Origin of the sequence: Microcystis aeruginosa FD4, assembly GCF_009792235.1 — a bacterium.
Classification (GTDB): Bacteria; Cyanobacteriota; Cyanobacteriia; order Cyanobacteriales; family Microcystaceae; genus Microcystis; species Microcystis viridis.
On record NZ_CP046973.1, the window covers coordinates 4,630,212 to 4,649,598 of the forward strand.

Genomic DNA, 19,387 nt, shown 5'->3' on the forward strand with positions numbered 1-19,387 from the left:
AACCCCGAACTGAGCTTATCTACTCAGTTCCTTAAATTCCCAAAACTCCTGATCAACTACAAGATTAACATCTACCTCCCCTCTCTGTCAACGGCACTGGCGGCTAAGATTTTCACCATGAAATCATTGTTCATGCCTGCCTTATACCGTTTCATCTTTAGGCTCATTTTTGAGGGTTCTCGCTTTAACAGATTCACACTTAAACGGCGCAACAGACCTAGGTTTTCCGCTCCATAGCCTAGACGAATCCGACTGGCATCTTCATTAAAGGTAACATCGAGTACCCAATGGAGACTATTTTCGATACTCCAATGCCTGCGAATCACCTCGGCCTGTTTTTGGGCATCGGCTGCTAAACTACTGATGAAGAAGCGAATTTCTGTCGTAGTTTTATTCCATAATTGGCGGACACTGCGAACCATGACTAGGGTGGTTAGGCCAGGCCAGAGACTCTGCCGATGCAGGGGCGGTAATTGAGACACTGGCACTACCCAAATTTGACGGGTTTCGAGCCGGTGATGCCCCGACTCCACCTTTTCGTGGTAGCTGTATTCAATCCCTTGCCAATCCCCGGCTATAGCTTGGTCAAACCAGCCTTCTACTTGTTGAAAGAGCTTGCCCTGATTGCCTTTGAGGGCTAAGACGTCATCTCCAGCCCCAGACTTGATTTGTTGGGCAATTTCAGTCTGGGTTCCCATGGCATCCAAGGTGACTATCGCTCCCTTGAGATTGAGCAATTGCAGCAGGTGCGGCACGGCGGTAATTTCATTGGATTTACTGTCCACTTTTTCTTGGGCTAAGACTAACCCATGTTCGCTACTCCAAGCACTGACGGTGTGCAAAGCTTTCAGATTTTCCTCCCGGTCATAAGAATTTCTGGCCGTTTTCCCATCTATGTGGATTAGTTCTATGTTCAATTTCTCGGTGATTTCCTCTATCACCCGCGAGGAATCCTGACTCTAATTGCTTGGGTTCTAGCATCCCTAGCACTCTGCCAAAGGTATCGTGGGAAGGTATGCCATTCGGTAGGTCTAAAAATGTTTCCAACCAAGATTGCTTGGCTTGTCCGTAGGCTTCTATGGCGACAAACCCATCGGCACCAGCTAATACCGCCAAGATAGCTATGGTAATTATCGAGACTAGGCTATGATTGCGCCCCCTGTCCGCCCTCGGGTCTTCTAGATGCTGAAAATGTTTCAAGACACTGTTTCTTAAAACCTTTGCCTCTCGCTCTTGCTTGGGGTTTAAAACTAGGAGACCAAAACCGGATGCCATGCTCAACTGCTACACCATGTAACTTTTTGCTTCCTCTCAGATTAACTCCTCTCAGTTCGTCCTGCTAGGCATGACATTCAGTCACCTCTGTCTGTTACGTTTTCTACAAAACGACGTGCGATTACCCTGCCCCCTCATTCCTTTTTTTATTGGTTTCTTTAAACCATTAATTGGTCTAATTTTCGGTATTTTTATCTTTAGTTTAATTAGCTCAGATACGTTGATTAAAATTGATTTTATGATTACCCAAGATAAAAATTCTTCTAGTTTAATAACCAACAAAGCTCGTCAGGATTTATTTATATTTTCCTGTGCTTTTTTAGTGGGATTTAGTGAAAGATTTGCCTCAGATTTACTTAAAAAAACTGAATCTGAATTAACTGAAAAATAATTTTAAAAGAAAAATGGTATAAGAGAATTATACATAATTTTCCTCTCTAAAGCCAGAATTGACAATCATCTTCTAATAAACTAGGATAAATTCCTTGTAAGCGTCGATAAGCAATAATGTCCGCTCCATACAAAGGGATAGGTAAACGGGGTTCTTTGAGAGAACCATAGTGAAGTAAAGTGAGTTTTAACGTAGTGTCAACTAACTGTTTTAAATCTACTGGCTCTCCTAATTCATGAACTTTTAAGCGTAAGGGACGAGGAACACCTATTTGTTCAGAAACTTGGGACGTTATCAGGATAACTTCCCGCTTTGATAAAGCAAAAGCTAATCCTTTTGAGGGAGCATTTATCTGTTTTTGCTTAAGATTATTTTGCTCAAGATTATTTTGCTCAAGATTATTTTGCTCAAGATTATTTTGCTCAAGATTATAAAGTCTAGGAATGCCAGTCTTATAACATTCTACGAGAATCAATTTAGCATTAATTGCCCTAGCTCTTGCTAGTAAATTGTCAACCTCCTTTCCTTGAAATTTACCATCTCTGTAAATGAGAACTTTCTGATTTTTTAGTTCAGCTTGCGGTAAAAATTTTTCCAGCATACGTTGAGGAATTTCTTCTCCCTCGGTTAAACTATCTTCTACCCGACAGCGAACAAATTCTCCCTGTTTTCCATATAGTCGCACACTGGCACAAACATTGAGACTCCCCGGAAGATTTTTTTTAGGAATCCTTCCCACATCTAAACCAATAAAATAATCGGCAATTTCTAGAGGTTCAGCAAGGACATAGGGTAAATTTCCTAATTTGGCTAGGATTCCGGGGACAACTTGATTGAGAATATTGTTATAGTTGCTCTTATCATTTAAAGTCTTTTCATAAATCATTTGAGTTATAACTCCACGATCCAGAAACTTTCTTTTAATCCACGAATATAAACTTCCTTCTTCAGTATTATCAGCATTGCGATCCTCTTGGGGAAGAAAGACTAAAGCAATATCTACAGGAATTTCTCCTCCAATTAATTGATCAACTGCTTCTTCCAGTCTAGCTCTTTTTTCAAATCCTACACCTTCGACAGAGAAATTTATTTGATTCTCTGGTGGCAAAATGGTATTAAATTTATAACGGTCTAATCGATTTTGTAATTGTTCTCTAAAATCTCCCACTTTTAAATTAGCTGGTTTGAGAATAGCTAAACGAATCTTACGAGCAGGATCCTCATATTCTCGATGACGTTTATAGACACCCCCCCTCGATAATCCTTTGATAATGTCTCCTTTTTCTCCCCTTTCTCCCTTACCAAATAAGATAGGAGTTTGCTTAAGAGAAAGAGAAGGAGTCCAAAAGAATTGGGGGTCTTTTTTACTGTTAATGCTTGTTTCTCTTAACTGAACCCCAAAGTTATTTAAAGTCTTTTGTGCTTCCTGTTTATATAATTGTAATAGTTTTTGTCGTTCAACATAGGGAATTTTTGTTGCTTTTAATAACTCTCCGTAATTGACTTGAAATAAACTCTCATCTTTATCTGTCATACAGGGTTTTAAAGCTGCCAATGGATAAATATACTCCTGGGGATTTTTGCCAAATTTTACCGCTACCACTGGTTGCCCCAGATCAGCTTCTTCTAATTTTCTTCGACTAATTGAACCCGTGGCTTTTGTTAATAACTCCTCTCTTTTTTCCTCAATTGTACCCGCTATTTTAATGATTTTAGCCGTTCCATTGGTTTCTATAGCTTTAACCTTTAAACCTACTAATAATTTAGCAGCATCTTGTCTATAGGGATGATTTTCATAAAACTGTTCTAAATCTCCACTATGGACAATACTACTTTCAACAGTTAAACAAATAGCTGGATAAGTGTCATTGATGATTTCTGCCCAAAAATTAACTTCTCTCCTTACCTGTACTTGATTTTCAGTTGTCTTACTATCTTTCGGAAAAACTATTGGATAGGAAAATTTACCAAATATTTTCAGAATTCTAATTGCTAATTGTGCTTTAACTAAAGCTGTTATCTGAAAGTCTTTTAGCCAATGAATAGAATAATAGTGATCGCCAATATCTTCTCGTAAAACCTCTTGAATATCTGATAAAGCTTCTTTCCACTGTTGTGGAGAGGGAAGAGATTTTTCATCTTTAGCTAATAACCAAAAACAATTATCTTCAAAAATAACCACCACATCAGGAAACTTATGACTGAATTGCCAACTAAAACGATTACCTATTTTTCTAGTAACTTGATGATTGAGCTTAAAACAATTCCAACAACTATTATTGAGAGTTAAGCAAGTAATTTCACTCAAAAACAGCGAAGTATTGGCTGTCTTAGCTACTGTGTAATTCATAATCTAAACCTCCTTATTTGCATAATCACAAATCGATGTAAAAGGACAATGACGACAGGCATAGCCACTTTGCGGCGTAAAGATATAATAAAAATCTTCGGGGTGATCTTTATATTTTTGTAGTTGTTGCTGATGTTTTCTGGACAGGGAAGCTAGTTCGATTTTAACTGCTTCTATTGCCTCTGAAGACAGGGTTATCTTTTCGGATATTGTTTGGGTTTCTAAATTGTAAAAAGAAGCGACAATTTTTTTATGAGGATAAAGGTAACTAGCTGCCAGTAAATAAACATGAGCCTGACGACGATCAAAATTAGATTGACCAGTTTTCAAATCTAAAATATGTATGGTGTGATCAGCTTCTCTAAAAATACAATCAAAGGCAGCGGACAAATTAAACCGATAGTTACCTTGCTCGATAACAATAGGTTCTGGATAACCTTCATCGCCTCTAGATAAATTAATAATCTCTTGATTCAATAAAATTGGTTGTTGATAGTAATTGTTTAAAATCACTAAAATCTTAGCTTGAATTTCTGGCGATTCTTGATTTAATTGCAGGATTTCTGCTACTTGTTCCACCCCATGAGGATCAGATAATCTCACCGGCTCTTGATGAAACTCAAAAACTCCTCTTTGTGCCAACTTACCAATTTTTTGCGGTTGATTATCTTGTGATAGCAACCTTTTAACTTCTGGTTCTTTGTTTCGCGCTTTTTCAAACCCCCGTTTTGTCTGACAATGCCAATTCTCATAGCCAATCGCTGGTTTTAGCGATCGCCAAAGACTATAGCTCATCGGAGGATACCAACGCTTTTGGGGAAACTGGGAGGACACGATTTTTTCCCTAGTGTTTACTTTTGTGTTGACTAAAATAATCAACGCCGATGAACTAACTTTAGCCTAGGTTAATTTAAATAGTCAACCCTTGATATAATTTTTTTGAGCGGTTGGGAGAAAAGCAGTGTCAGAAACATTTGGACAGGTTATCCGCAAAGCTCGTCGAGAGGAAGAATATAGCCAGAGAGAACTAGCTCAGTTGATTGGGGTGGACTATACCTATCTATCGAAGCTAGAAAATGATCATGCGGGTTATCCTCCTAGTCAGCAGGTTATTGAGTCCTTAGCGACTCATTTAAAATTAAATGCTCAAAAATTAGGAGAATTGGCGGGACGACTGAGTTCAGATGATCAAAAAGTCTTCAAAGAGTTAGTTCAAAAATACCAACAAATGCCGATTTTATTGCGTCGCATGAAAGACAATCCCAATTTTGCCCAAAAAATTATTTCTGAGGCGACAAAATTAGCAACAGAGGAGTAAATATCTTGGATATTATTAAACCCTATAGTTTTATTCCCAAAGCAGAGATTGAAGCTCAGGCAGACAATATTCTGAAGAAAGTAAAAGCTAATCGTCGTCGTCCCTTAAAAAATTGCGATATTGCGGAAGCAGCGGCTGATTATTTTGATTTAGCTATTGAATGGACGGATATAAAGCCAGATCAAGAGGGAGAAATCGCCGCCATGATTATTCCCACAGAAAAGAAAATTATTCTTAATGAAGATGTAAAATTCTTAAAAGATTCTCAAAATTCATCCCTAGCAAAAGAAGGTTTTAAAAATTCGAGTTTAGCTCATGAAATTGGTCATTTTGTCCTTCATATTAATCAAACGGCCGTCTCTAACTTTTTGGATCGAATCAATCAGGGAGATTCCTTAGAGACAATTCAACCTTTTCTGTGTCGGAGAGTTGATTCTAGCCAAAGAATTGAATGGCAAGCTCAATATTTTGCCAGTTGTTTACTAATGCCAATGAGTGAGTTAGAGAAAGTCATCAAGGGCCGTGACTTGACAAAATGGGGACATTTGTATGCGATCGCCGACGAGTTGGGAGTAACTATTACTAATCTTAGAAGTCGTTTAGAAAGTCTCCATTGGATTAAAGTCGATAAAAAAGTAATTTATCGGGGCAGTAATTTTCCCAAGAGATAGCTTAAATGTATCAACTTATTTACTCATAATTTCGGCGGGTTGCGAGTTAGGAATTGGTTCAAAGTTGTGGTCGTCAGCCAAATATTCGGGATAGGTGGAGAATTGGGGTAGTATTTCTAGGGTAAAAGCCTCGGCAGCTTTTGAGCGATAGCGATTCGGGTTAATAATTACCGACAAAGTGCGTCGTACTTCCACATCTTTAATTCTGGTCGCGTGGATAACTCCCATTTGTAGTTCTTTTTCGATCGCTGTCACCGAGACAAAAGCCGCCCCTAAACCGGATTGTACGGCATTTTTAATCGCCTCGATCGAGTTAAGTTCCATCTCCACTTTTAAGCGTTTGGTATCGATATCGCAACGAGTTAAAACCTTGTCGATAACTTTGCGAATCGTCGATTGGGAATCGAGGGTGATAAATTTTAGTCGATATAAATCCTCTTTTTGAATCATTTCTACCTTAGACAGAGGATGAAAAATCGGCAGGACTAAAGCCAGTTCATCGTCTGCGTAGGGGATAATCCGCAGGGTTTCTTGTAATTCGGCGGGAACTTCTCCCCCGATAATGGCCAAATCCACTTGACCGTTAGCAACGCTCCAAGAGGTGCGACGGGTGGAATGAACTTGTAGCTGTACGGATACTTCTGGGTATTTTTGCCGAAAAATCCCGATCATGCGGGGAAGAAGATAGGTTCCCGTGGTTTGGGAAGCGCCGACGATTAGGGTTCCCCCTTGCAGATTTTGTAGATCTTCGATCGCCCGACAGGTTTCTTGACAGAGAGTGATAATTTTTTCGCCGTAGCTTAAGAGTAGGTGTCCCGCTTCCGTTAATTGGGCTTTCCGACCGCCCCGGTCAAATAACGGCACATTTAGCTGTTTTTCGAGGTTTTGTACCTGAAGACTGACCGCCGGTTGGGAGACATACAGGGTATCTGCCGCCCGTTTAAAGCTTCCTTCGGCAGCGATCGCTTTGAGAATTCTCAGTTGGTCTAGGGTGAAAGGAATGTCGGTCATAGAAAGCCTCAAAAACAGCGACAGGAGAAGGGGAGGACAATAGCGACAAATCTTAAGCCAGTGCCGATAAATACACTGAATTGACAGTACCACACCACGGGGATCAATGCTTCAGGTAGTTCCAGTTATCAGTTATCAGTTATCAGTTATCAGTTATCAGATGTGAGTTTTCAGTTCACTGATTACTGTTTACTGTTTACTGATCACTGAAAAAAGCTTCTCCCTACACCCCACACCCTACACCCCACACCCTACACCCTACACCCTACACCCCACACCCTACACCCCACACCCGACGCCGTGTACCACTTAATCGTTCTTAACCAAGAATCTTAATGATATTTTAAGATTCTTTAAAAAACTGCCCCTAGCCGAGATGAACGTATATTCTATAGGGGAGCGAGTATAGATTCTTATTCCCGTTCGATCGCCCCCTAGTTCTCTGGAGATCAGCATCCATGCTTACTTTGCTCCGTTCCCTGCTATTTTCCACCCTATTAAGTTTTGTTGCCCCCGTCCTCTTAGTGGGTTCTATTTTAGCTGCTTTATTCGCCACCAGTCACGTCCCCGGCTTTACTTGGGTTTCTCGGACTGGTTTTAGCCAAATCCTGCAATTTTTAACCATTTTCGGCGGCGGTTATCCCCTACAAGGAATGTTAACCATCGCTGTCACCTTTGCTTTTGTTGGCAGTTTATTCGATTTATTTAACTTTTACGTCTATCAAACCAATCGGGGACAGTAGCAGACAGAGGGTGATAGGGACTGTCTAGAATGGGAATGAGGTTTTTATGCGATCGAATCGTCTATGCGCCCTATTTTCTCCCGTTTTTGGCTATTAACAATCATTTCTGTGCTGCTCACCCTGAGTATCGGGATTGTCAATCCCCAACCCAGTTTCGGGCGCTCGTGGATGGATTTACTCTTTCGCGGTGTGCAAGTTATTCAACTCGCCACTATTTCTCCTCAGCAGGAAGTCGCCCTCGGTAGGCAGATCAATCAGGGTTTATTAGAATCAGGTAAGATACAACTGTCCAAAGATGCCAGAATTAACCAATATGTCCAAGAAATCGGGCAGCGATTAGCGGCAACTAGCGATCGCCCTGACCTTCCCTACACTTTTCAAGTGGTGCGCGACAATAGCATTAACGCCTTCGCTACTATGGGCGGATTTGTCTATTTACACACGGGATTGATTAAAACGGCTGATAATGAGGCAGAATTAGCCAGTGTTATTGCCCATGAAATCGGCCATATCGTCGGTCGTCATTCTATCACCCAATTACGCAATACTGCCCTCGCCCAAGGACTTCTCAGCGCGGCGGGATTAGACACAAAAACTTGGGTACAATTGGGAGTCAATCTCGCCTATAATCTGCCCAATAGTCGCAAGGATGAATTAGAAGCGGACCGACTGGGTTTAAACAATCTAGCTGAGGCTGGTTATGCAGCCACGGCGATGATCTCCTTTATGGGAAAATTAGCACAACAGGGGGGTTCTACCCCCGCAATTCTCAGCACCCATCCTGCTACAGGCGATCGCATTTTGTCCCTGCAAAAACAGCTTAATTCGGTTAATAACAAGCAGAATCAAGGTTTAGACGAGAATTATTACCAATTGCAGATACGTTCTCTCCAGTAATCTAGAGATAAAATCATTGTACTATCATTACTCCCAGGGATTTTACCAAAATGTCTAACGAAACCGTTACTTATAGTCTTGAATCCGTCCTCAAGGAAATCAAAGACAGCATCAAGGAAGTTAACCAAAAAATCGATACCTTGCAACAAGATGTTAACCAGAAATTTGATAGCCTACAGAAGGATTTTAACCAGAAATTTGATAGCCTACAGAAGGATTTTAACCAGAAATTTGATAGCCTACAGAAGGATGTTAATCAGAAATTTGACAGCCTACAGAAGGATCTTAACCAGAAATTTGAGAAAATCGACGAACGGTTAACTAAGCTAGAGGTAGGACAGGCAAAACTAACTGAGAAAGTCGATGGGATGGATAGAAGACTAGAAAAGGTGGAAGGAACCCAAAAAAATCAAGTTTGGACGTTAATTATTCTTTTAGGAGGAGCGATCGGAACAGCAGCCTGGCGCTCTTTCTTTTCTGGCAATCCTTAGAAATATTGTCATAATACTAAATCCTAGGCAATAGGTAATCAGTCTTTAATAACCAGATTTAGGATTAAAATAAAATTATTGTACTATCATTACTCCCAGGGATTTTACCAAAATGTCTAACGAAACCGTTACTTATAGTCTTGAATCTGTCCTCAAGGAAATTAAAGACAGCATCAAGGAAGTTAACCAAAAAATCGACACCCTACAAAGAGATGTCACCCAAAAAATCGATACCTTGCAACAGGATGTTAACCAGAAATTTGACAGCCTACAGAAGGAAGTTAACCAAAAAATCGATACCTTGCAACAAGATGTTAACCAGAAATTTGATAGCCTACAGAGGGATTTTAACCAGAAATTTGATAGCCTACAGAAGGATTTTAACCAGAAATTTGATAGCCTACAGAAGGATTTTAACCAGAAATTTGATAAAATCGACGAACGGTTAACTAAGCTAGAGGTAGGACAAGCAAAACTAACTGAGAAAGTCGATGGGATGGATAGAAGACTAGAAAAGCTGGAAGGAACCCAAAAAAATCAAGTTTGGACGTTAATTATCCTTTTAGGAGGAGCCATCGGCACGGCAGCGTGGCGCTCTTTCTTTTCTGGTAATCCTTAGAAATATTGCCATAATTTCTCACTTTAGGGTAGTTATGAGGGGAAATTAGCAGATGTCAAACTCAGGTTAAAAATAAGAGATTCCTAACCCATTCTACCCATAATTATGCTTTCCTCAACCATCTTTTTAACAATCGCCACAATGCCACTATTATCCCCCCAATTAAAACGAAAGGAAACTTAATCACCCCCAGAAAGAAAGCAACGATTAAGGGATATTTTCGGGTTTCTAATTGCCGAATTGCCTGATCGCAATCTTGAACATCCGCTGCTAACCCCAATGCTTGATATAATTCCCGCGACTGAAGATATGCTTCTTTCGCTTCCGCTATACGATCGAGTTTATAGTAGGTAAGTCCCAGATTAAACCAAGAAGACGCTTCACCCCCCCGATCACCGATTTCCCGTTTGATTGCTAAGGACTGTTGATAAAACTCGATCGCTTTTTGGTATTCTCCTAGGGAATAGTAAACATTGCCTAAACCCATGTAGGAATTCCCTTCACCCCCCCGATCACCGATTTCCCGTGTGATTGCTAAGGACTGTTGATAAAACTCGATCGCTTTTTGGTATTCTCCTAGGGATTTGTAAACATTGCCTAAATTATTGTAGGAACTCCCTTCACCCCCCCGATCACCGATTTCCCGTGTGATTGCTAAGGACTGTTGATAAAACTCGATCGCTTTTTGGTATTCTCCTAGGGAATTGTAAACAGCGCCTAAATTATTGTAGGAACTCCCTTCACCCCCCCGATCACCGATTTCCCGTTTGATTGCTAAGGACTGTTGATGAAACTCGATCGCTTTTTGGTATTCTCCTAGGGAATTGTAAACATTGCCTAAATTATTGTAGGATTTCCCTTCACCCCCCCGATCACCGATTTCCCGTGTGATTGCTAAGGACTGTTGATGAAACTCGATCGCTTTTTGGTATTCTCCTAGGGAATCGTAAACATTGCCTAAACCCATGTAGGATTTCCCTTCACCCCCCCGATCACCGATTTCCCGTTTGATTGCTAAGGACTGTTGATGAAACTCGATCGCTTTTTGGTATTCTCCTAGGGAATAGTAAACATTGCCTAAACCCATGTAGGAATTCGCTTCACACCCCCGATCACCGATTTCCCGTGTGATTGCTAAGGACTGTTGATGAAACTCGATCGCTTTTTGGTATTCTCCTAGGGAATCGTAAACATTGCCTAAATTACCGTAGGATTTCCCTTCACCCCCCCGATCACCGATTTCCCGTTTGATTGCTAAGGACTGTTGATGAAACTCGATCGCTTTTTGGTATTCTCCTAGGGAATAGTAAACATTGCCTAAACTGGTCAGGGATGCGGTATATTTCCAGTGGGTTTGATCTTCCTGTTGTTGGTAAACAGTGACTAATTGCAGGTAATAATCGGCTAAGATCTGATAATAGCCTCCCCGGGTAAGAAAATCATGGATAGGACGGAGAATATCAAAAGCATTGTCGTAGTCGGTTAACTGATAGCGATGATAGAAAATTTCTAGGTAAGGTTGCACATCGTTGAGGGTTTCCCACGAGTCGGGTTTAGCAATAGAAAGATAATAGGCGATCGCTTTTTGGTGTAATTCCCTTTGATCGCCGGCTTTGTATTGTGCATATTCCCAAACTAAAGGCTGAAAACTAAAAATTCGCTGGCGATTTTCCTCTTTTTCTTCTAATAATGATCGTCGCTGCAATTCTCGTAAATCTGCCGTGATCTCGGACAGTGCGATCTCCGGGTAATTATCCATCACTGCTTTGGCTGCCGGAGAATCAAATTCTCGACGATAAATGCTGGTTTTAGTGAATAATTCCTGCTGTCTTTGGCTAAGTCGCTGAAAACTAGCATCTAAAACCAAAGCAATTCCCACTGTCTCTTGACGATGGCTACCCATCACCTGCGGATCGCTCAAAAGTTGTGATAAATTTCCTAATCCCAAATCCGCTAACCTTTCTAAACTGGGGTTTTGCGGAAATTCTGCTAAGAGCAAATCCGCCACCAATCGCAATAGTAATGGATGCCCATCCACCCGTCGAGAAAAGTTCTCTATATCCCCTGTTATTTGCGATTCCGCTAACAATTGCGCCCCTTCAGGTGGTTTCAAACCTTTTAGCTCGATCCAATGGTTAAAACCCCTAGTTTTTGGCTTTTCTCTGGTGGTGACTATAATTTTGCTGGTGTCACCTTTTTCTATCCAAGCGGTGAAAAACTGCTGATAAAATTCATTATTCCAAGAACCATCTTCCCCTAATAAACTCTCTAGATTATCGATAATAATTAGGTGGCGATGCCGTTGCAATTGCCTGATTAAAGCTTCCTGTAATTGTGTTTCTTTTTCGGGGACGGGATAACCAAATTCCCTCAGGACTTGGCGAGCTAAACCACTAAATCCGCCCGGATTTCCCGCTTCCCACCAAAAGCGTTTTGGGAATAAATCTTCATCGTCCTCTAGGGAAGGAGCGAGGGTAATTTTCTCCTCAAAAATTTTACTAGCTAGGGTAGATTTTCCAATTCCCCCAACTCCTTTGATGCCAATTATCGCAACATTTTTATTATTAAACCACTGCTTAATTTGGGTGATTTCCTCCTCTCTTCCCTGCCAATGGACGAGCCTTTTTCGAGCATCTCCTCCCTTGAAAATACCCCTTTGACTACTGCGATTATTTTCTATTGCGTCTGCTTTTGGGTGCAGATCCGCCAGTCATTCAGTAGGGATTCCTAGATTTAAATCACCCTTAACTTCTTGAATGTTCAATTGTTGTTTAATATCTTTGTTAATTTGCGTACCAATTTGAGTTTTCGTTTCTGTTTGATTCTGATTAATTGTAATAATTTGTTGTGCTAGGGTTTGGATTTCTTGGGCAAAATTGGGGTCTTTGAGCATTTCTACCTGTAAAAAAGGAACCACTTGTTGTTCAATCATTGCCTCGGATTTGGTTTGTTCGGCTGCCGCTAAAACCTCGGCTGCGGTGGGTTCCTTTTGTAACTTTTGCTTAATTTTTTGCCACAATTCTACACCTTTATCCATTGCTCCTTCCGTTAATTTACCGATAACAGCTTCAAAGGCGATTTTAGCGATTTCGGCGGCGGCTAATTCTGCTAACATAATCATCAATTGCGAGAATTTTTCGCCATTCTAGCACAACTATTTTTTTTAGGGTAAAATTGGTTCTCCTCCCATAGGGCTCTTCTCGACTTTGTGTGATAATTTTTGCTTATGGAATCGTGAAATGCTTATCGGGCAAGACTTTTAGGGCTATTTTGCGGATATTCTATCAGTATAGACCTCGTTTCCACACATAAACCAGAAGAGCCCCCATAGTTGTCTCGTTATAAGTTTATAGGTGAGTGGGTGGAATTAAATATAAGATGAAGGTAGGTTGGGTTGAAGCATGAAACCCAACCTTGTATATTGAGAGAAGTGGTAGACCGTCCTACAAATAATTGTGCCTACCTACTTAACCTGTACTGCATTTAAACTGCATCTTGGAAATTTTAGTACAAATGCTCAAACTTCCTCTCCCTGCTTCCATGCAGTCTTAAGCAGTAATTTAGATAGTCAACAGGTTTAATTGTTAGTATTCTATAATACCAATTCTTAGAAAACTATAAAGAAAATCTCAAGATTTAGGGAATCCCTTACCAAGAAACGCTATAAGAAAATAAAATGCGTAATTTTTTCTACAAAATTGTTATGACAGTTACCAATAGACAAGAGCTAGAAGAACTGATTCAACAGGTGAAAAAAGCTCAACAACAATTTGCCAACTATAGCCAAGAACAAGTGGATTTCATCTTCAAAAAAGCGGCGTTAGCAGCCAATAGCGCTCGCATTCCCCTAGCTAAAATGGCCGTACAAGAGACAGAGATGGGAGTAATAGAGGATAAAGTGATTAAAAACCATTTTGCCTCAGAAATCATTTATAACAAGTACAAACAGGAAAAAACCTGCGGCATTATCGAAGAAGATAAATCCTTTGGTTTGCAAAAAATCGCCGAACCCGTGGGCATTTTAGCGGGGATCGTACCCACCACAAATCCCACCTCCACAGCCATTTTTAAAGCCCTAATTGCCCTGAAAACCCGCAACGGCATCATTTTTTCCCCCCATCCACGAGCCAAAGACTGCACCATCGCGGCGGCCAAAATTGTCTTGGAAGCGGCCGTGAAAGCGGGAGCGCCGGCCGGTATTATTGGTTGGATCGATCAGCCATCGGTGGAACTTTCCCAAGCATTAATGCAACATCCCTGCATTAATTTAATCCTCGCTACCGGCGGCCCCAGTATGGTAAAAGCGGCCTATTCTTCGGGAAGACCTTCCTTAGGAGTCGGCGCTGGCAATACCCCCGCTTTAATTGACGAAACCGCTCACATAAAAATGGCCGTTTCCTCGATTATTCTCAGTAAAACCTTCGATAACGGCATGATTTGCGCCTCCGAACAATCGGTGATCGTTGTCGATAGCATCTATGAGGAAGTTCGACAGGAATTTATTGATCGCGGGGCCTATCTTCTTTCCCCCGAAGAAAGGGAAAAAGTCGTCGGGATTCTCCTAAAAGATGGTCATATTAACCCCGATATCGTCGGGCAACCGGTGGAAAAATTAGCCGCCATGGCCGGAATTTCCGTTCCCGAAGATACCCGATTACTAATCGCAGAAGTAGAAAATATCGGTTTAGAAGAACCATTTTCCTACGAAAAACTCTCGCCAATTTTAGCTATGTACCGAGCTAAAGACTTTGAAGATGGGATAAAAAAAGCCGAAAAACTGGTCTTATTTGCCGGTCGAGGTCATACGGCCGTGCTTTATACCGCACCCTCCAATCGGGAAAATATTAAGCGCTTTGAAGACAACGTAGAAACGGCCCGGGTATTAATCAATACCCCTTCCTCCCAAGGTGCGATTGGTGATATCTATAACTTCCGTCTCGATCCTAGTTTAACCCTCGGTTGTGGCACTTGGGGCGGTAATTCCATCAGCGAAAACGTCGAACCTACCCACCTATTAAATATTAAAACCGTAGCCGAGCGCCGGGAAAATATGCTTTGGTTCCGAGTACCACCAAAAGTATATTTTAAATACGGAGCATTACCGATCGCTATTCGGGAATTAGCCGGCAAAAAACGGGCCTTTATTGTCACCGATAAACCTCTTTTTGACCTAGGAGTTACCGCAGCTTTAGAGGAAGTTTTAGAAGAAATCGGCATCACGGTTAATATCTTTTATGATGTGGAACCCGATCCTTCCCTAGAAACCGTCGAACGGGGGTTAAATGTGATTAATACCTTCAATCCCGATGTGATTATCGCTATCGGTGGCGGTTCCCCGATGGATGCAGCCAAAATCATCTGGCTACTCTACGAGCATCCAGAGATAGAATTCGAGAGCTTGGCCATGCGTTTTATGGATATCCGCAAACGAGTCTATGAATTGCCCCCTTTAGGTGAAAAAGCTCTGATGGTTTGCATTCCCACCACTTCGGGAACAGGATCGGAAGTGACTCCCTTCGCTGTCGTGACCGATCGCCGTAATAATATTAAGTATCCTCTGGCAGATTATGCCCTAACTCCCAGCATGGCCATCGTCGATCCGGAATTAGTGCTGAATATGCCGAAAAAATTAACAGCCTACGGCGGAATTGACGCTTTAACTCACGCTCTTGAGTCCTACGTCTCGGTTTTAGCCTCAGAGTACACCAATGCTCTTGCTCAAGATGCCATCCGACTGCTGTTTAAATACCTGCCCAGTTCCTATCATAACGGAGCTAAAGACCCGAAAGCGCGGGAAAAAGTCCATTATGCGGCGACAATGGCAGGAATGGCCTTCGCTAATGGCTTTTTAGGCATCTGTCACTCCATGGCCCACCAATTGGGGGCAATTTTCCATATTCCCCACGGTCTCGCCAATGCCTTGATGATTTCCCACGTCATCCTCTATAATGCCACCGATGCCCCCTTTAAACAGGCCACCTTCTCTCAGTACAAATATCCTAACGTAAAATGGCGCTATGCCAGGATCGCCCATTCCCTGGGATTGGGAGGAGAAAGCGAGACCGAAAGTGTGGAAAGATTGGTATTAGCGATCGAATGTTTAAAACGGGAAATCGGTATTCCGGCCAGTATTAAAGAGGTAATTCCCGAAAGTGAAGCCGAATTTATGGCCAAATTAGACCATTTAGCTGAACAAGCTTTCGATGATCAGTGTACCGGAGCCAATCCCCGTTATCCCCTGATCGAGGACTTAAAAAACCTGTTAATCCAAGCTTATCACGGCAATTTGCCCCTAGAGGTGGCGGTAAATGGTCACGGTGATGTCAGTCTTGCCGATTTGAAGTTAGATCCGCAACCCTTGAGCTTGTAATCTGATCCGATAACGCGATCGATCCTGAGAATACAGGATCGATCGTTTTTTTGACGCGGCCACTGCTAAAAATTATCTTTTTTCCCCCGCAGGCGTGCAAACACTTGTACTGGTTCGCTGCTATCCATGGTCATGGCCAAAGCGGGACTATCCCAGCGCAAAAAAGGATTAGTCAGCTTTTCCGTCCCCAAAATTGCCGGAATCGTGGGAATATCTTCAGCGCGATTTTTCGCCACTTCCCGATAACGCTGCTGCAGAGCAGCATTATTAGGGTCAACTGTCAAGGCAAACTTTAAATTATTTAACGTATATTCGTGAGCGCACCAAACCCTGGTCTGGTCAGGCAGCGATCGCAATTTAGTTAAAGAAGCCACCATTTGCCCCGGGGTTCCCTCAAATAAACGACCACAACCCCCAGAAAACAGGGTATCACCACAGAATAACTCGCCGTAATCTCCGGGGTTAACCGGGGGAAAATAATAGGCAATATGAGCGCGAGTGTGGCCGGGGACAAAGAAAACCTCGGCCCGGCGACCGGCAAATTCCACCCGGTCCCCCTCCTCTAAAAACAGCTGCTGGCCCGGAATGCGACCGCGATCCTCCTTTCCCCCATAAACACAAAGATGGGGATAACGATTAATTAAAGCCTGATTAGCCCCCACATGGTCGCCGTGGTGATGGGTATTGAAAATAGCGACTAAATCCACCTGTAAAGCCTCTAATCGCCTGAAAACGGGTTCAGGTTCGGCTGGATCCACCACGGCTGCGATTTTTTGCGCGCGATCGTAGAGGAGGAAAATATAATTATCGGAAAGGGCGTTAAGACGTTCGATCTCCATGCTAGACTCTTGGGCTAAGGTTTAACTCGATCATATAGTGCTAACCTAACTCCCCGCAGGACAGGAATCGGCGAAAATTACGCAGGGAATCCCCACATGACTAATGGGAACAATATAGGTTTCTGTGGGGGGAAATAAAGCGACAACGTGGGGAACGGGACGGGGAGTATAATGCACTTGCGATTGACCTTGATAAGCGAGGGAGGTACTTGCTCCCGAATCCAACATCACTGCCTCCCGAAAACCTGCCTGTACTAATAATTCTCCCAAAGCCATGGAATCGATCGGGTCTCTGGAAACCCCGATTACTGGCTGTCCTGCCTGATTAATTCCCCAAAAAGCCCGGTGACGCAGGGCATCAAAACCGTAAAGTGTACCAAAGGATTCTCGCGATTGTGGTTGTCCATCTTTGACTAACCAAGCGGCCGCGACAAAAGCATCCGTAACCTTGAGATCATTTCTGGCCTCCGCTGCAATTCCTTCTAGGGTATTATGACGGGCAGGATCAAAGGGAAGATAACGCACCCATCGATCGGTAATGATTACTAAAGGACGACCCTCTAACTTGCCGATTTCTCCCTCATATCCCGGGATAAAGCCGCCATTTTGGCTTAAAACCGGCCCGATCATCTGATTTGAGTCCAATTCCTTGAGAGAGAAAAAACCGCCATCCACGGCTGCGATCGCTTCTGTACCAGCGATAATTTCCTCCACTTGATAGCGACTATCAGCGTGGATGGTTTTGGGAATCCCGCCACTGATTAGAACAAGTGTATTAGTTGAAAATTCCACTTCCCGTTTTTGGATGGTGGTGGCAAAGTTAAAACCGCCATCCCTACGCGGTAAGGGATCACCACCCCAAGCTTGCGGTACAACTTCTCGCGTGCGCGATTGCCCAAAGCGTCCAATCGTGAGTAAATCGGGGGATTGTCCCGCAAAATGCTCATCTAGGTCATTCATCGATAAAGCCGCCCGATAACCCGCTTTTTTGACGAATTCCTTCACTCGATCGTCCGCCTTCCCTTCCGGATAGGTGAAATAATTAATGGCAATGCCCAATTCTTTTTCTAAGATTTGTTTCGATTGCTTGACTTCCTGCTCCAAATCTGCATCGGACAATAATCTTAAATCCCGGGGATGACTAACACTATGGGAGACAATTTGGACTAGAGGATCGGCGGCCATTTCCTGGAGTTGTTGCCAAGTGACACTGGTTCTGCCAGTTTTTTGAGTCATTTTATTGATATAAATCGAGAAAACGGCAGGATAGTTATATTTTCTCAATAAAGGATAGACATACTGGTAATGTCCCCCATAACCATCATCAAAAGTCAATAAAACCGGTTTAGCGGGAAGGGGGATACCTGTCCGCAGATGGGAAATTAACCAATCGATACTGATCGGAGTTGCCCCGATTTCCTGCAAAAATTGAAAATGTGCCTCTAATTCGGCGGGAGTAACATCAAAAAATACCTCTTTTTCCGGTAAAATGTCGTGATACATTAAAATCGGCACTTTTGTCCCTTGAGCGCGGGGATGAATTTCTGGCCAGGGAGCCAATTCGATCGCTGTTGCCGAGTTATTTGGCCAATTATCGAGACTAATATCGTTTTTTTGGAGAGATAGGGGTAGAATCACTCGATCGGAGAGGTTTTTATAGGTTTTACAATCAAAAACTCTCGATATATCCTTAAAAGAACCATTTTCTAGGACATAATCCGCGCATTCCGGTTGAAACTCCCTAAAAGGTGCGGGGAGAGAATCACCCCCCACCAGAGCATTAGAACGAGGATAGAGAGAAATTGCCCAAATAATCAGACAAGTGACAATAAATGCCAAAAATCCGTATAGGGGAAGGGAAGGAAACGAAGATTTTTGCCGAGCTTGCCAACGCATAAGATCAAGTAATAAAGTAAAAAGTAGAAAAGAAAAACTAAAAAAGCAGATAAGCCCTGAGTTACCGAAAAAAACTGCCTTTTATCTAAATTTTTGGCTTTTGTTTTCTCGTCAGCAAAGCCCACCGATTACAAGCTGAGTTTCCCTGCAATCCGTTCCCTTGTCAAGTTTTCTAGAACACCCTCATCAGTTATCAGTTATCAGTTATCAGTCATCAGTGAGCAGATTTGAGTTTTCAGTGGACAGTGCTAATCAGTGAGCAGTTGTCAATAGACTACCTTTATTGATTCTCCCCATTTCCCCATTTCCCCACTTCCCCACACCCCACACCCTACACCCCACACCCCACACCCTACACCCCACACCCTACACCCCACACCCCACACCCCACACCCTACACCCTAACACCCTACACCCTAACACCCCACACCCCACACCCCGCTATGTTCACGGGGACTAAGTTGGTAAAGGGTGACACAAAACTGCTAGAGTTACCAAGGACGAGTGTATAAACTT

At 42.5% G+C, this 19,387-nt stretch carries 14 protein-coding genes and 3 pseudogenes; 9 read left to right on the forward strand and 8 right to left on the reverse strand.

Features of this window, described 5'->3' with window-relative positions:
- Positions 1 to 71: 71 nt before the first annotated feature.
- Positions 72 to 1,275 (reverse strand): annotated as a pseudogene (locus tag GQR42_RS23115) (ISAs1 family transposase).
- 127 nt (positions 1,276 to 1,402) lie between these two features.
- Between GQR42_RS23115 and GQR42_RS30165 the strand changes: the two are divergent.
- Positions 1,403 to 1,666: pseudogene (locus GQR42_RS30165) on the forward strand (hypothetical protein); the annotation flags it as partial.
- Between the two features lie 46 nt (positions 1,667 to 1,712).
- Here the strand turns inward: GQR42_RS30165 and GQR42_RS23125 are convergent.
- Complete coding sequence (locus tag GQR42_RS23125) at positions 1,713 to 4,016, reverse strand: Piwi domain-containing protein (protein ID WP_158201770.1); 2,304 nt, start codon at positions 4,014 to 4,016, stop codon at positions 1,713 to 1,715.
- Positions 4,017 to 4,019: 3 nt separating this feature from the next.
- Positions 4,020 to 4,811 (reverse strand): PD-(D/E)XK nuclease family protein, encoded by a 792-nt coding sequence (locus GQR42_RS23130; protein WP_158202559.1) that lies wholly within the window; start codon positions 4,809 to 4,811, stop codon positions 4,020 to 4,022.
- 166 nt (positions 4,812 to 4,977) lie between these two features.
- On the opposite strand from GQR42_RS23130, the gene GQR42_RS23135 reads away from it, so the two are divergent.
- Positions 4,978 to 5,334: a helix-turn-helix domain-containing protein gene (locus GQR42_RS23135; protein ID WP_158201771.1), complete on the forward strand. Its 357-nt coding sequence runs from the start codon at positions 4,978 to 4,980 to the stop codon at positions 5,332 to 5,334.
- A gap of 5 nt (positions 5,335 to 5,339) precedes the next feature.
- Entirely contained in the window at positions 5,340 to 6,005 is a 666-nt protein-coding gene (locus GQR42_RS23140; protein ID WP_158201772.1) for an ImmA/IrrE family metallo-endopeptidase, read from the forward strand.
- Between the two features lie 15 nt (positions 6,006 to 6,020).
- On the opposite strand, the gene GQR42_RS23145 is transcribed toward GQR42_RS23140, so the two are convergent.
- On the reverse strand, positions 6,021 to 7,016 hold the full coding sequence (locus GQR42_RS23145; protein WP_158201773.1) for a LysR family transcriptional regulator: 996 nt from the start codon (positions 7,014 to 7,016) through the stop codon (positions 6,021 to 6,023).
- Positions 7,017 to 7,474: 458 nt separating this feature from the next.
- On the opposite strand from GQR42_RS23145, the gene GQR42_RS23150 reads away from it, so the two are divergent.
- The 4 genes from GQR42_RS23150 (at position 7,475) to GQR42_RS23165 (ending at position 9,766) form a co-directional block, all read left to right on the forward strand.
- Entirely contained in the window at positions 7,475 to 7,759 is a 285-nt protein-coding gene (locus tag GQR42_RS23150; protein WP_158201774.1) for a hypothetical protein, read from the forward strand.
- 63 nt (positions 7,760 to 7,822) lie between these two features.
- Complete coding sequence (locus GQR42_RS23155; RefSeq protein ID WP_158201775.1) at positions 7,823 to 8,656, forward strand: M48 family metallopeptidase; 834 nt, start codon at positions 7,823 to 7,825, stop codon at positions 8,654 to 8,656.
- Positions 8,657 to 8,706: 50 nt separating this feature from the next.
- Entirely contained in the window at positions 8,707 to 9,147 is a 441-nt protein-coding gene (locus GQR42_RS23160; RefSeq protein ID WP_158201776.1) for a DUF4164 family protein, read from the forward strand.
- Between the two features lie 112 nt (positions 9,148 to 9,259).
- Positions 9,260 to 9,766, forward strand: coding sequence for a DUF4164 family protein (locus GQR42_RS23165; protein WP_158201777.1), 507 nt, complete (start codon positions 9,260 to 9,262; stop codon positions 9,764 to 9,766).
- Between the two features lie 103 nt (positions 9,767 to 9,869).
- Here GQR42_RS23165 and GQR42_RS23170 read toward each other — a convergent pair.
- Positions 9,870 to 12,419: pseudogene (locus tag GQR42_RS23170) on the reverse strand (tetratricopeptide repeat protein); the annotation flags it as partial.
- A 57-nt stretch (positions 12,420 to 12,476) separates the two neighbouring features.
- Positions 12,477 to 12,881 carry a hypothetical protein gene (locus tag GQR42_RS23175; protein WP_158201778.1) on the reverse strand — a complete coding sequence of 135 codons (405 nt, stop codon included), beginning with the start codon at positions 12,879 to 12,881 and terminating at the stop codon, positions 12,477 to 12,479.
- 588 nt (positions 12,882 to 13,469) lie between these two features.
- Between GQR42_RS23175 and adhE the strand changes: the two genes are divergently transcribed.
- A complete protein-coding gene (adhE, locus tag GQR42_RS23180) occupies positions 13,470 to 16,136 on the forward strand; it encodes a bifunctional acetaldehyde-CoA/alcohol dehydrogenase (protein WP_158201779.1) in 2,667 nt (888 codons plus the stop codon).
- A 65-nt stretch (positions 16,137 to 16,201) separates the two neighbouring features.
- On the opposite strand, the gene gloB is transcribed toward adhE, so the two are convergent.
- Positions 16,202 to 16,975: a hydroxyacylglutathione hydrolase gene (gene gloB / locus GQR42_RS23185; RefSeq protein ID WP_158201780.1), complete on the reverse strand. Its 774-nt coding sequence runs from the start codon at positions 16,973 to 16,975 to the stop codon at positions 16,202 to 16,204.
- Between the two features lie 45 nt (positions 16,976 to 17,020).
- Entirely contained in the window at positions 17,021 to 18,871 is a 1,851-nt protein-coding gene (locus GQR42_RS23190) for a polysaccharide deacetylase family protein (protein WP_158201781.1), read from the reverse strand.
- Positions 18,872 to 19,154: 283 nt separating this feature from the next.
- Between GQR42_RS23190 and GQR42_RS23195 the strand changes: the two genes are divergently transcribed.
- On the forward strand, positions 19,155 to 19,331 hold the full coding sequence (locus tag GQR42_RS23195; RefSeq protein ID WP_158201782.1) for a hypothetical protein: 177 nt from the start codon (positions 19,155 to 19,157) through the stop codon (positions 19,329 to 19,331).
- Positions 19,332 to 19,387: the final 56 nt, after the last annotated feature.